This is a genomic window from Dictyobacter sp. Z7_2 (assembly GCF_057551105.1).
Genome location: NZ_BAAJPE010000001.1, coordinates 3,470,038 through 3,484,809, shown reverse-complemented (window position 1 = coordinate 3,484,809; position 14,772 = coordinate 3,470,038). Strand labels below are relative to the sequence as shown.

11 protein-coding genes are annotated in these 14,772 nt (G+C 50.4%); 4 read left to right on the top strand and 7 right to left on the bottom strand.

Translation table 11 applies throughout. From position 1 onward, the window contains the following. The first annotated feature begins 27 nt into the window (after positions 1-27). From AC27N8_RS13480 to sbnA, 3 genes are read left to right on the top strand one after another with little or no spacing between them, the layout of a single operon-like run. Entirely contained in the window at positions 28-843 is an 816-nt protein-coding gene (locus tag AC27N8_RS13480) for a thioesterase II family protein (RefSeq protein WP_487067826.1), read from the top strand. A 12-nt stretch (positions 844-855) separates the two neighbouring features. Beyond that, a complete protein-coding gene (locus AC27N8_RS13475; protein WP_487067824.1) occupies positions 856-1,824 on the top strand; it encodes a ferritin family protein in 969 nt (322 codons plus the stop codon). A gap of 57 nt (positions 1,825-1,881) precedes the next feature. After that, positions 1,882-2,910 carry a 2,3-diaminopropionate biosynthesis protein SbnA gene (sbnA, locus tag AC27N8_RS13470; protein WP_487067822.1) on the top strand — a complete coding sequence of 343 codons (1,029 nt, stop codon included), beginning with the start codon at positions 1,882-1,884 and terminating at the stop codon, positions 2,908-2,910. A 73-nt stretch (positions 2,911-2,983) separates the two neighbouring features. Here sbnA and AC27N8_RS13465 read toward each other — a convergent pair whose 3' ends face one another. The 4 genes from AC27N8_RS13465 to AC27N8_RS13450 all read right to left on the bottom strand — a co-directional run bounded on the left by AC27N8_RS13465 (position 2,984) and on the right by AC27N8_RS13450 (position 7,937). Further along, positions 2,984-3,784, bottom strand: coding sequence for a class I SAM-dependent methyltransferase (locus AC27N8_RS13465; protein WP_487067820.1), 801 nt, complete (start codon positions 3,782-3,784; stop codon positions 2,984-2,986). Between the two features lie 117 nt (positions 3,785-3,901). Continuing rightward, positions 3,902-5,590 carry an FAD-dependent monooxygenase gene (locus AC27N8_RS13460; RefSeq protein ID WP_487067818.1) on the bottom strand — a complete coding sequence of 563 codons (1,689 nt, stop codon included), beginning with the start codon at positions 5,588-5,590 and terminating at the stop codon, positions 3,902-3,904. 169 nt (positions 5,591-5,759) lie between these two features. Beyond that, positions 5,760-6,263, bottom strand: coding sequence for a GNAT family N-acetyltransferase (locus AC27N8_RS13455; protein ID WP_487067816.1), 504 nt, complete (start codon positions 6,261-6,263; stop codon positions 5,760-5,762). A gap of 141 nt (positions 6,264-6,404) precedes the next feature. Then, a complete protein-coding gene (locus AC27N8_RS13450; RefSeq protein ID WP_487067814.1) occupies positions 6,405-7,937 on the bottom strand; it encodes a LuxR C-terminal-related transcriptional regulator in 1,533 nt (510 codons plus the stop codon). A 201-nt stretch (positions 7,938-8,138) separates the two neighbouring features. Between AC27N8_RS13450 and AC27N8_RS13445 the strand changes: the two genes are divergently transcribed. After that, positions 8,139-8,315, top strand: coding sequence for a hypothetical protein (locus AC27N8_RS13445; RefSeq protein WP_487067812.1), 177 nt, complete (start codon positions 8,139-8,141; stop codon positions 8,313-8,315). 175 nt (positions 8,316-8,490) lie between these two features. Here AC27N8_RS13445 and AC27N8_RS13440 read toward each other — a convergent pair whose 3' ends face one another. The 3 genes from AC27N8_RS13440 to AC27N8_RS13430 form a co-directional block, all read right to left on the bottom strand. Further along, positions 8,491-9,615, bottom strand: coding sequence for a phosphotransferase (locus tag AC27N8_RS13440; protein ID WP_487067810.1), 1,125 nt, complete (start codon positions 9,613-9,615; stop codon positions 8,491-8,493). Between the two features lie 85 nt (positions 9,616-9,700). Continuing rightward, positions 9,701-10,042 (bottom strand): hypothetical protein, encoded by a 342-nt coding sequence (locus tag AC27N8_RS13435; protein WP_487067808.1) that lies wholly within the window; start codon positions 10,040-10,042, stop codon positions 9,701-9,703. Between the two features lie 60 nt (positions 10,043-10,102). Then, positions 10,103-14,758, bottom strand: coding sequence for a non-ribosomal peptide synthetase family protein (locus tag AC27N8_RS13430; RefSeq protein ID WP_487067806.1), 4,656 nt, complete (start codon positions 14,756-14,758; stop codon positions 10,103-10,105). Positions 14,759-14,772 lie beyond the last annotated feature (14 nt).

The window sequence follows — 14,772 nt, the reverse complement described above, 5'->3', positions numbered from 1 at the left end:
ACGAAAGGAGGATTGATGGAGAACACGATGCATCGAATACAAAGTACGAGTCCCTGGTTCTACGGTGCCAGACCAGATCCTGGCGCTCGGCTTCGCCTCTTCTGCCTACCCTATGCGGGCGGAGGGGCTTCTTCCTATTTCCCTTGGATCAGCTTGTTGAGGCCCAATATTGCCGTCTATCCCATCCAATTGCCTGGACGAGAGAACCGCATTAAAGATCGACCCTTTCAAGACTTTGACGAGTTAGTTCAGACGCTGACAACCATCATCCGTCCCTACATGGACCTACCTATCGCCTTCTTTGGTCACAGTATGGGAGCATTAATCAGCTTTGGGATCGCCCAGCAGTTGCGCCGCGAGGGTGCTGATTTACCTAAACATCTCTTTCTCTCCGCCTATCGGGCGCCTCAGCTTCCCAGTAACGAAGCTTTGCACAATCTTCCCGAAGCCCAGCTAGTCCAAAAAATTTTGCAGATGCAAGGCACTGACCCCTCTCTCATGCAAAACACAGAGTTAAGAGCACTACTTCTACCCCTTCTCCGTGCCGATTTTGCCATCTGTGAAAGCTATCATCATCGTCAGGAAGAGCCACTGGACTGTCCCATCACCGTTATTGGTGGCCTGCAAGATGTTCGTGTTAATCAAGAAGCATTACAGGCCTGGCAAGAGCAGACAAGCCAGAAATTCCAACTCCAGATGCTGCTTGGAAATCACTTCTACTGGCGCACGCGACCGCAACCCACACTCAACATTATTTCTCACACCTGTCAAAACATATTACGAGCAAACCTGGAAGGCAACGACCTGGAAGACGACGACGAACAAGGCAATCTAACAGTATAGTCAGGAGACAAGATGAACACAAATATCCCCCTCGATGAAGCAATTGAGGATCAATTTGATGAAGAAGCACAGGACGAGCTTGATGGCTCCTCATTTGAAGCTGTATTCAATGGGCTTGATCGCTCACTCATCCATCTTCCAACCTATCGAGAATTATTTTATCGCTGGGAACGTCAACAATGGGACAGTGGAGCCTTAGATTTTATTCCAGACCGTATTCAATGGGAAGATTTGCTCCCGGAGGAGCAAGATGAGCACATAGTTGTTCTCTCAAGTTTCTATCAGGGAGAAGTCAGCGTCACCGATGCTCTTGGACCCTACGTCCTGGCGGCCCCGGACGAGGAGATGCGCTTTTTCCTGACAACTCAGCTTGTTGATGAGGCACGCCATGCAGTCTTTTTTGATCGCTTCTTCCACGACGCGCTTGATCTGGGGCAGAGCGATCTAGAAGCCTCGCTTCACGCCGCACGTCGTCACATTAGCCCTGCCTCGCAAACCATCTTTTTGGAAGCCTTGCCAGAGATCGCCAATCGCTTACGCCAGGAGCCTGACAAGATCTCCCACCTGATTGAAGGGGTTGTGCTCTATCACCTTGTTGTTGAAGGTATGATGGGACTGGCGGGGCAGCGCATGCTTTTAGAGCGCTTCCGTGCCGAAAACCTTTTCCCATCTTTTCGCATAGGAATGACGGCAGTCACGCGTGATGAGTCGCGCCACGTGATCTTCGGAGTATGCTTCTTACGCGACATGCTCCAGAGAGACAGCAAACACGTCGTCACGCTAGAAAACGCGCTCAAAAAATACGCGCCAATCGCTCTCGACTCACTCATGCCTCAAGATGAAGATATAGAAAAGCTCCTGCGTAACAAAGAAGACCCCTGGAAGATGCCACGTTACGCGCGTGAGTCGCTTGGAAAAAAACTCAACGCCATCGGCCTCAGAAATATGGCCTTGCCGCTCCCAATCTTACCCGCACTATAAATGAGACATAATTGCACATTCCTGTAAAGCGAACCCGCTAGAGAAAATTTGAGTGCCATGATTCAAGGTCTACCGACAGATAACCTACAGTCATCCAACGCAGACGGATTGCCCGCCGTCGTGCAGACACCGATGGTAGCAGTACAGCTACACATTCAGGGTAGAATTCACACCATCCACCTCAAACTTGAGAGCGCAAACCCGACCGGTTCCATGAAGGACCGGACGGCGCTTGCGCTCCTCGAACATTTACAAAGCCAACACAGCCTGACAAAAGAATCGGTGATTATCGAATCGACATCCGGCAATCTCGGGATTGCACTGGCACATCTCTGCCATCACGCCCACTATCGTTTTATCGCCGTCATTGATCCCAAGACCACAGCAGAAAACGTCCAACGCATGCAAGGCCTGGGTGCTCAAATTGAACTTGTCACACAGCCAGACCAGAATGGAGGTTATCTACTCTCACGCCTTGAACACGTCCAAAAACTGTGCCAGCAACACCCCAACTACCTCTGGACCGACCAGTATCACAATCTTGCCAACCCGGCCATTCATTACATGAGCACCGGTCCCGAAGTGTATCAACAAATGGAACAGCGCGTTGATGCCATCTTCATCCCCGTTTCGACTGGAGGGACACTTGCTGGCATTGGTCGCTTTTTCAAAGAAGTAAGTCCTGAAACCCGGGTGATCGGTGTAGACGCACATGGCTCAGTCATCTTCGGCACCCCTCCTGCTCCCCGCAAACTAACAGGCATCGGCTCCTCGCGCCCATCTGAATTTCTGCGTCCTCATCTTTACGACAAACACCTGCTCGTCACAGACCAGGAAGCCTTCCTTGGTTGTCGCGAGCTCTACAAACGCACAGGCATACAGGTCGGAGGATCAAGTGGAGCCGTACTTGCAGCCTGTGCCGCCTATCTCACACAGTATCCAGATTGCAAACGGATTGCCTGTATCTGTGCAGACCAGGGAAAAAACTACGCCTCGACCATCTTCAACGATCAATGGCTAGCCGAACACGCCAACATCAACATCCACAGCGCACAGACTAACCTCACCTTTCGCCCACAACCATAAATCCCAGGTGGTGCGGGAGATCCCTGTACTCCACACCAGCAGGTAGTCCCGTTACGCCAGAAGCGATCTCTTGTCACTTCCGCTGCGCCACATACAGGATTGCCAGATAGCCTTTGGTGATAGATCCACAATAGCGGGTATTGATCAACTCCGCGATATCGTGAAAGAGACGGTCGTGCCTGTGTTTCTCTAATATCCGGTGATTAGAATAGGTATCCAGCAAGCGAAGATAACTGGCCGCATCGTAGGTAATATCCCAGTGATATCGACATACCGACACATCACGAAAGAGGCCTGTCTGCTCCATTTCTATCTTGACCGGCTCCTGTATCTCATGCGGCCACAGTAACGAACCATATTTCTCCTCTTGTTCCGGCACCTGTTGCCGATAGATCTGCTCCACCTCCTCAAAAAAGCCTTGAGAAGCCTCGCTCTGGACATGCACGTGCCAGAACAAGGCAATAGCCCCAGAAGGTTTGAGAGCCTGTGCTGCTTTCCGATAAGAAATGCTGGGATCAATCCAATGAAAAGAGGTCGCAGCAAACGCAAGATCAAATGCTTCCGCTTCCACTTGCCAGGCTTCAAACGCCTCTGTTTGGATATCGACCAGAGGATACGCAGCCACATTACGGCGTGCCTGAGCAGCCATGTTGGCCCCAAGCTCAATACAGAGCAGGCGATAGCCCCTCCGTGCCAGAGGGGCCGTCGCCTGCCCGGTTCCACATCCAATTTCGAGAATCCTTCCGGCAGGAGGGAGACCTGAGAGCATCACAATATCATCAAAAAGTGCTTCAGGATAGCCAGGCCGAGCCTGATCATACAGCAAAGCATCCTGATCAAATGTCGTTCGCAAGTGCATTTTATCTGATTTCATATCTTATTTACTCCTTCCATGAGCAGGAGCAGTAAGTGTAAAGTCTCCTCATAGCTTCCCTGATCCAGCAATCAATAGATTGTAGCTCACGCAAAGTATACCAGATCCGCTTTATCCCTATGAGAAGGGAGGAGTATATCCAAGCAACCTTGAGAGATCAATGAAAATTTTTTCAGGCTCTCCTGGTTGGATTGTGGCATTTTGAGCTCGCCAGGAAATAAAGCCATCGGGTCGCACCAGGACAGCACCTGAGTCGCTTATCCTGTAGCTTGTCAGAAAGCTGCTATCGTCATCTCTATACGGTTGATTATGGCCGATGCGGTACCTATCCACAGATACGCCCAACCTATCTGCTGCCTTTACAAACGCCTCATGCCAGTACTGTCCATCGGAACCTGTCAGCAAAACGAAATTGCGTCCATAAAGATCGAGGATTGAAATCTGCTTGCCTTTGTGGCTTAACCAGACATGGGGAGCACGGGTTCCAGAGCGTGCCGACGGCTCATTTTCGAATAGAGCTTCCTCATCATTCTCATGGATAGAACGATATCGATAGCCACAGATCACACTGAAGGCTGTTGGTTGAGGCGCATCGGAGCTTTTGCGAACGCGCATCAACATCTCCTCGGCACTGCGCGTAATAGCATCACTTTGTTCATGATGTGGTAGGCGATAGGCATATAAGCCAGTGGAAACGCCCACAGCAAGATCCGCAACTGCTTGCCGTTCATGACCATAGGTTGCCAACAAATCCTGGTGAGCCTTTTTTTTGAGCACCAGAGCCAGCTTCCAGGCCAGATTGTGAGCATCGGCAATACCGGTATTAGCGCCAAACGCTCCCATCGTTGTCATCACATGCGCAGCATCGCCAGCCAGAAAGATCCTCTCCTGCTGATAGCATTCCGCAACACGAGAAGCAAGTTCCCAGGGAAGCGTGCTGATTATTTTAACAGGCTGGTCAGGAATACCAATTGCCGCACGTACAAGATCAAGGCAATAGCCTTCTGATGGTGCGTCGAGACGTTCACCGACCCTGGGCTTAAGATTGGCGAACAGCGCCCAGCGATCTCTTGACTCTCCCGATTGTCCCATAATGCCATCGAGTGTGGCGTTATTGACAAAACAGAGTGTCACCTTTCTTCCCTGAAGGGCCTCGTTGAGATCGGTTTGAAACAGTATGCTCACCCATTGACCCAGCGTCCCATAGCCATATGAGCTTATGCCAAGCTGTTGCCGAATCGCACTTCTATTGCCATCTGCTGCTACCAGATAATGTGCATGGATATGGGATTCCCGACCGGTAGCTCGTTCGCGGATGAGAGCGTTGATACCTCCAACCTGTTGTTCAAACTGCACCAGTTCCGTACCAAAACGAATATCGCTACCCAGCGCCCTTGCATGCCGCTGCAAGATCGGCTCCAGCTTATTCTGCCCGATCATCGCCGTCCGTGTGGAACTCTCAAATGGATTGATGTAGTTAGCCTGTCTGTAAGCTGGAGATTCAGTGCTATCAAGCACCTTTCCCAGCAGACTTTCTACGCGCAAGCCCATTTCACCGATTTGTTCTGGCGGCGTTTCTTGTTCAAAGATGGCAGACTCGATCCCAACCTGACGAAAGAGCTCCATCGTTCGTGAGTTGAAACCATTGGCTCGTGCATGGATCGATGTTGTAGCATGTCGCTCAACCAGGAGTGCAGAAATACCATGCTGTGCTAAAAAGAGCGCCATTGAGAGACCAACAACACTTCCTCCCACAATCAGGACTGGTACATCTTCGTCAAATCTTCGTGAAAAATTTTCGCTCATAGTGTTTCCTCCAAACATAGGTGATACTTCGTCTGGATGGCAGTATAGAGCGAGGAAGGGTGAAAGCGCATCACCTGCTCTCGTGATTTTTGCATGCGAAAAATCTGAACCAGTCACAGTGGTGAAGGCACCGGACATGATAGGTGAACAGAATAACCCTCTTTTCTTGTTAATGAAACTGAGCAAGCATAACAAATGATTCGCTTCCTACCCGATTGCGAGCGGTATCTACGATTTCAAAGCCCATCCGCTCGTATAGGTATCGAGCAGGATTGCTCTTACGAACGCTTAACATCACTGCCGGATACACTTGGCTGGCCGCTTCTAGGAGATGTTTCATCAATTGCGTGCCGATCCCTTGCCCAAGCGAGTCTGGAAGGACGGCAATAGCGAGTTCCGGTATGCCGTCGCTAATCAAGCGAGACATCTTCTTTTCTTCAATGAGCAGACGAAGCCAGGCAGCCCCCAATGGACGCTGATCGTGTGGATGCAGGGCGAGTACTCCCATATCGGTATCGCGTCCCCAGCCTTGAACATATTTTTGTAACCCAGAATTGTTTCTCGCTGCATCAGATGATGTCTCGCCATCTTCTTCCATATGAGCGGCATAATAGAGCATTTGCCAGAGAAATGGCTCGTCTTCTTGCCTCAATGGCCGTATGAGGGCATCCATGTCGTTTCTCCAGAGCACGTTCTTCTTGTGCTTTATTTTAACTCAGAGCACACTTCGCGGGCAAGCACCCATACCTTGAGATCACATAAAATGGGAGTCATGCAAAATGTCTGATCGTGAAGAGATCTCCGCCCCAGTTTACTAATGGCTTTCCGCTGAGAAAAGATGAAGATGTTGAACAATCGCTCGCGCTTCTCGGCGACTATGCACGTTGAGCTTGCGGTAGATACTGTTCACGTGCGTTTTCACGGTATTGATTGAGACGATCAGTTCACGCGCAATTTCTGGATAGGAAAGTTCGGCGACAAGGAGGCGTAGCACTCGTTGTTCCTGTCGTGAAAGTGGCTCCTGATGTGCCACCGCATGCTGTTGAGCTTCCTGCTCCACCCTCAAAGATCGAAAGAGAGGCTGAAGAGAAGTAAACAGTTCTGAATGAGCAGAGAAACGGGTCTGTAACATTGTAAGACGCTGCAAAGCGTGCGCATTGGATCCCTGGAGAGACCAGATCTGTACCAGGATGGATGCTGAGCGCAGCAACAATTCCTGATCTCGCCATTGCTCGCTCGCGTCCCATGCCTCTTGAGCAACTTGTTCCGCAGTCTCCATATCATTCCATTTATATGAGGTTCGTGCCAATCCGAGCAAAGCCGGGATGAGATCCTCGCGATCTCCTACTTCCCTGGCTTCCTGGGCTACGCGACGGTAACAGGCAGCCGCGTGCTCTAACACTCCTTGCTCACAATAGACCGTTGCCAACAGCAGCATACAACTACGTGTCCCATGTGGATGATGAAGGTTTGTCCAGATTGTGAGTGCCTCTTGCAAGAGTGACGTGGCCTCGGTAAGTTGCCCACACGACAATGCTCTTGACCCCAGGAAGTTAAGGCAAACTCCGCGCCAATGCTGAGACTCCAGTGGCAACCACCGTAAGGCCTGACTGGCATAGGCAACTGTCTGCTCTTGCATGCCTTGCCGCATCGTGAGGTAAGCACGAAAGGCATAGACTTCACCGAGTCGAGCGAGATTGCCTTCAACGCGCCAACACGTATCAGCCATCTGCAACAGCGCATCCATCTGCTTAAGTATGCTAACCGACGGTCGCTCTGGTGCTACACTCACAGAGAGAACTTGCGCATAGTGAAGACAGAGCTGAGGGTATCGGGAGAGAATGTCATTGGGCAGTTGTTCCAACCAGCGCCACAATGTGGAGAAATCCTGCATATCATCGAAACCTCGATTGGTCAAATAGTGGTCGATCAGAACTGCGGCGTGTTCTGTATCCTGTGTTTGCAGCGTCTGCTCAACAGCCTCTGTGAGTATCTCTTCCCGCTCCTGCCAGCTACTTACCTCGCATGTTTGCATCTTCTGAAAAGCGCTTCCAATCTCCTCTAAACGTGTTGTGGACAAGTCGACGCTACGGCCCACGTAGCGTTTTGCGATACATTTCCCTTGTCGTTGATAAGCATACCAATATCCCTGGCTACTCTTTTTGCGCGTCTCTTTGAGTAGATTAAAAGAGCCATTTCTTCCACGAAAAGAGATGGAACTATGTGCAGCCAACCAGGCAGGCCATGAAGCGTTATCGGCCTGAAGCAAACGATGACCGTGTTCATAAAGCCAATAAAGGTCTTGTTCTCCTGACCAGATAAGCATAAAGTGGGCTATTTTGGGCATCACTCCTCTCACCTTCTATTTGTTCCCCAATTAGTTCTTATGGGAGTATATATACTGCTCGATAGAAGGTCAAGAGGATACCTTGCCACATGATGCTTGAAAACGGTGCGCGCTCCAATTAGATAAAAATCGGTCTTCTCAAGTGGGAGTGACTGTTAACACAAAACCTTGCAAAGACGTAAAAAGCAGGAAGGGATTACCTTGCCAGAAGGCAAAAAGCTACGCCTGGGCTACAGCAAGACACCCCTACGCGATGCTCTTGTCAAAGAATTCAAAGCTTCTCTTTTCGGAAAAGCCCCAATCTTTCCGGAAGAGGAGATGGAACTGCGAAAAAAAGTGTATCTGGCCTTCTTGCTTGGAGAGAGTGCCCAGGCATAAAATGTCGCATTGACGACGATGTGGAGGCAACCGTTTGTTACGACTGATGGGCTGTGAACTGAAAAGGAGAAGGAAGGATATCATGCTTATCGAAGAACAACATCTTCGGGCAAGGACGAGGCGTCTCTCAAAACGGCGCCTCTATACTGTTACAATACATGAGCTCGCTATCCTCTCATGAGAGACCCAGGAGGGAGTGACAGTTCCACTCCTGAAAAGCGGCGACCATACATTGCATTTTCGGCCACCAATACTCCTTACTCGCTCCACCAAAGCAATCCTGAACAGGCATAAGCAGCCAAAAGATCAGGCCCGTCCGATAGTCGATCAATAGATCATCCCATGAGTAGTTATTCACTCCATGTTTCTGCAGAACCGTGTGATAGCAACGCAGCATCTTCTCTTCGCGTTGGTGTTCGTGTCGCTGCTCGGGAGTCCAAAACGCTGCACACAAGTTGGCGAGGTCATAGCCTCCAATGTCGACTGTTGGTGATTGCCAATCCAGCAAATACGTCGCACCAGTTTCTGAATTCTTTGGGCACAGAAAGTTGGCGAAGTAGGCATCACCATGAATAAGGGTTAGATTGCTCCTCTCACGAAAACGAGGCTCCAGATACTGCTCCCAGTGACGTGACAAATGAGTAAGTACCTGTTCATACAGCTCCCGCAACTCGTCAGGGAACCACTCATACTCATGAGTCAGAAGATATTCCCAGGAGGTTCTTCGGAGACGAAGGTACAAGGCAAATCGCTCTGCATTGCGAGACCAGTATCCGATATCGAATGTATTCTCCCCAAGCAATGGATGATCCCACCAGTATGCATGGATCTGAGCAAGCACCTCGATAACGGCGTCGATGTCGGCTGCGGCAGGTACTCCCTCGACCAGACTGATTTGTTGATCACGCGTGATGGGTGGATGATGGGTCTCTGAAAGATCCTGCAAAAGCACATAGGAGTTTTTGCTTTGCGAGTCTGTGGCTGCTGCATAACAAGGAATCACCACAGAGGGATGGTCTGGCAAAGATGCAACGAGTTGATAAAACTTCACTTCTTCCATGCCTGCCTCTTGCCCCCAGGCACTTTGTGTATTCTGTTTGAGTACCAAGCGCCTTGGTGCCTCTCCAGAAGCATCTGCTGAATAGTGGAGGAACAGATGGCTGGTATGAGAGTTAAATGCTCCCGCCGTTTCCTTTTCGATGCACCTCACCTTGCCTTCCCGAAGAACTCCTGCATGGCGCAAGACTATGGTGAGCCACTGTGGCGTGAGAGGCTCGGGAACAGAAAGAAAGGCATTCATAGCACACCTCTTTTGCGTTCATACGATGTTCCAAATCGTTTCATACATGACCCATCGTTCTAGATAGTTGGATTTAACAGTCACATCAACGCCGCCAATTCACAGCGAGATTAATCACAGCAATCGTCAAGCACACCACCAATAGACATGCCCAGCGTCCCAGCGCAAACAAAAGATTGCCAGCCTCAGCATCTGAGACATTCCCTTCCAGGATAACCGCACACAGAGGAGCCAGCAGAGCCAGAGAAACAATTGCCACCGTCATCCGCTGCTTCTGCGTCAGCCCCGGCTGCGATTGCTGATAAATCTTCTGAGAAGGACCATACGTACTTCCCATATCCTGATCATAAGAAAAACGCTCTCCAGTTGGAGGCACATCACGCTGCTGCGTATAACCGCGCTCTCTATCCTGTTGTTCTTGATACATGACATCTCCTTTTTTTCTTAAATAATACAATAACAATCTTGAGCTACACTCTCCAACATGTTACATTTTTCGCGCCGGCACAGGCAAAAAGCCGCACTGCACCAGATAATTCAAATAGGTATGCAATAAATTCTCATCGAGAGGAGGACAAGTCACAGCCAGGCGTTTCAGTGCCAGATGTGTATTCTTGTAATCGGCCTCCACCCGTGTAGCTTGACCTTCGCGAGCTTGCACCTGAAATAAATCAGGCGTCGGTAATTCCAACAGAACGCCGCTAAATCCTGCATCTGCCGCCCTGGCATCCTCCTCCTCGCACAACCGCGCAACTGCTTCATACCACAACGTATACTCTGTAGGTTGCACATCATAGCCAAAGCTATTCAGCCATCCAATAATGTCATTCACCTTGCCCTGCACTGCATTGTACAGATGGAATGCCTGCCCCAGAGAAGCCTTGCGCAAGGATAATCCCACGATAGCCCCACTCACATAATCAACCGGAGTCATCTCCAGAGTATCGTTCTCCGTCATGATTGGTCCCTTACCAAGCATGATGCAACTCTTGATCAGCAGACAGAAAACATCATTTGTACGCCACGCGCCATTGCGGCTATCACCACTAATGCGCCCCGGCCGATAAATAACAACCGGCAAGCCGCGTGAGCGTGCAATGGTCACAATCTTCTCCGCCACCCATTTACTCTGAGCATATCCCCCATGGACATAATTGAGAAACTCATCCAGTGCTTCCTGTTCACGTACATGTTGTACGAGCGTTTCTCCCTTATGAGGAAAGACGCTCAAGGTCGAGACATAATGCAATGGTTTTATATGATGCGTAGTCGCCAGACGAATGACCTCTTTTGTACCGCGTACATTCGCTGCTTTTAGTTCTGCATATGGATAGACCATATTCACAAAAGCACCATTATGGTAGATCGTATCCACCGTCTCTGCGAGCAGCATAAATTCAGCAGAAGTCAGCCCCAGTAACGGCTGAGACAGATCGCCTTGCACTACATGTATACGCTCACGCCACTCGGGCGAGACATCTATCCCACTCTCTAAGAGCAGACTCCACAACTTCTGCTCGCCTTCTGCCAGACCGGTAGCACGTATGAGACAGTAAACATGCACAGATGTCTTTCTCAAAAAATCTGCCAGCAGCGCACATCCCAGGGTTCCTGTCGCGCCAGTAAGCAGGACACGTGCAGGAGCTATCTTCAAATCCCCCACCCACACCTCGGGACAGATTGTACTCTCCAGCGTCGCATCCGCCAGCAGATCTACAGGCGCATCAACCTGTGTATCAATTTGTGTGGCGGGAGAGGAGCCAATACTATGCCGATGCAGCGTATGCGCCAGTGACTCAATCGTTCTTCCTTGAAAGATCGTCGCCAGGGATAGACGTACGCCGAAATCCTCTTCAATTCGCTTCATCAAGCGTACAGTGAGCAGTGAATGCCCGCCCAGCATAAAGAAATCATCATGCACCCCGATCAATTGTACACCCAGTAACTCCATCCACAATGCCGCCAGATGCTTCTCCAGCTGCGTACGCGGCGCCACATATGCCGCTTGATCATAAAAGGTATCATCGATATTCAGAGCTAACAAACGTCGCTTATCCACTTTTCCATTTGCGGTTAGCGGCATACTCTCAACAAAAACCACCGCCGTAGGAACCATATACTCAGGTACAGACTCGCGTAAGGAGCTGAAAGCGGCTGTGATACTTTCCTGATTTTCCGTCTGCTGCTCTTTTTGAATATAGGCTACAAGCTGCTCGCTACCACCAGCGTTTGTCTTTTTAAGGACCCGGCACTCCTGGATACCTGCTTGTTGCCGCAGGATATGTTCTATCTCGCCCAATTCGATGCGATAGCCATGCAGCTTCACCTGCTCATCGATCCGCCCGCAAAACTCTATCACACCATCTGCTCGATAGCGTCCCAGGTCGCCAGTACGATACAGACGTGCTCCCGCTTGCGAGCTCAAAGGATCTGGCAGAAAGACGCCAGCAGTCTTCTCAGGCTCATACAGATAACCTCGCCCGACCCCAATTCCTCCCACATACAGCTCGCCAATCACTCCAATAGGTTGAGGAGCAAGATGCGCATCCAGCACGTAGACGCTCAAGTTCGCGAGGGCATGCCCAATTGGAACCTGCTGATTGCGTCCCTCACACTCTTGTAGGCTACCGACTATATGATGCGTTACATCATCTGAACATTCGGAAGGCCCATAAGCATTGAGCAAGGGTATCGATGGATAACGCTGGAGCCACGCAACTGCCAGATCACTCTTCAAAGCCTCACCGGTTGCCAGCAGACAGCGCAGTGCCCCGGTTGCTGCTGGTTGCTGCGTTTCGGCCAGCAGCGTCTCCAGCCATGATGGCACGACCTCCAGGATACTAACTTCATCGCGCACAACCTGCCGTAACAACTCTTCGGCGTTCCAAACAACTTCTTCGACATAGATCCGTACCTCAGCGCCGGCCAGCCAGGGAGTGAGTAGCTGCCAGATCGAGATATCAAAGCAAGCTGAAGCCGTCTGTGCCACGATATCTTCGGATTGCACCTGTAACTCTTCAAGCTTAATACTCAAATGATTCAACATCCCGCGCTGCTCTACTAGAACGCCCTTCGGCACACCGGTCGAGCCTGAAGTATAGATCACATACGCCAACTGCTGCCCTGCATACCAACCAGGACCCTCCATCTCCAACTCATCAACAAAGTCAGGCTGCTCAGCCAGTAAGGATTGCAGAATGAGAAGCTCAGAATTTGCTCCTTTTTCTTGCAGCTCACTCAGCATCTGGACGCCCCATGCCTCCTGCTCCTGCGATACAAGCAGCAATCGTGGACGACTCTGACTCACCATCTGCTTCAGGCGAGCCTGTGGATAACGTGGATCAAGTGGCACATAGACGCCACCAGCCAGCATAATCCCCAGAATAGCAATAGACCAGGCCACCGTGCGTTCGCTATAGAGCCCCACCAATTGTTCTGTGACAATCCCATGTGCTTGCAAGATACGTGCAACGTGTTGAGCCTGTTGCCACAATTCTTTATACGTAAGCCGCTCATCTGCATCGCTGACAGCGAAGGTATCGGGGTGAAGTCGTACCTGTTCCCACATTCCTTTTATAAAGCTGGCGGGACGGATACTGGCAGGTGGTGGATTATTCCATTCTTGCAATAACTGCTGCGCTTCCTTTTCCGCCAGCAGTGGAATAAGTCCAACCGCTTGATGAGGATCAGCAATCACGTTTTGCAGCAATATCAAAAAATGATCATGCAAGCGATCAATCGTCGCCGGCTCAAACAGATCAGTATTATACTTGATCTCCCCAAATATCTCCTCGCCGCGTTCCCAGAGCGTCAGATCCAGATCAAACATAGCCGTCTTATTCTCGGACATCACGCGATGCTTCTGGGCGCTATAGCTTGCTGAATTGCCAACTGAATTAAGAATAGAATGCTCCATCGCATTCAAGGACTTCAGTTGCACGCCCGGCAATTCGATCTCGCTTTGCGGAACATTCTGAAGGGCAAACATAACCTGAGTGAGAGGATTATGGCTGATATTGCGCTCCGGCTGCAACTCTTCCACCAGGCGTTCAAAAGGGATATCCTGATGCTCATAAGCGCCCAGAGCGACTTCGCGCACACGTTTGAGCAGTTCCCAAAATGTCAGCTCATCCTCAAATTTCGTCGCCAGAACCAGCGTATTAATAAAGCAACCAATCAGAGGCTCTAGCTTACTCTCGATTCGACCCGCGATTGGCGTTCCAACGGCGATGGCCTCCTGGCCGCTATAGCGATAGAGGAGCGTCTGAAATACAGCCAACAGGAGCATAAAAGGCGTCACATTGGCCCGTCGGCACAAAGCATTGAGAGCCGTATTCAGCTCAGTCGACAAAAAAATGGGACGCAGCGAACCACGAAATGTTTGAATGGCGGGACGCACGTGATCAAGAGGCAACTGAAGCGTCGGAATATCGGCCAACTGCTGTCGCCAATACGCCATCTGTTCTTCTAGCGCCTCGCCTTGCAACCAATCTTTCTGCCACATCGCATAGTCCGCGTATTGGATCTCCAGATCTGGTAGCGGCGAAGGTTCTCCATTCACATCTGCGACATAGAGCGCTTTAAATTCATGCAAAAACACCTCCATTGACCACCCATCAGAGATAATATGATGCATGCAGAAGAGCAGTGTATGTTTATCTTCGCGATGTTTCAACACGCTGATGCGCAACAACGGACCACGGATAAGATCAAACGTTTGCTGTGAATCTTCCTTGATTACACGACGCAGTTTCATCGATTGCACATCCTGCGGGAACGGGGTCAGATCAACCTGCGTCAATGACACGGTCAGGGTCGGTACCACCACCTGAAAGAGCTGGTTCCCCTGCATCGTAAAAGTTGTCCGCAAAATCTCATGTCGCTTCACAATACCCTGGATGGAACGTTCAATCGCGGGCAAGTCCGCTTGGCCCAGAAGTTGTACGGCCAGATTGATATTATAAACTCCTGGTTCCCATTGCTCCAAAAACCAGAGGCGCTGCTGTGCAAATGAAGCGGGCAGAACAAAGACATCCTCGTTCTGCACGGCATCTGATGACTCAGCAGGAGATCCTGCCGACGTGTCAGGATAAGCCGCCTCATCACTCTCCTGCGACTTAATTGTCATCTGCTGCTGATCCATATCAAGGAGCCCTT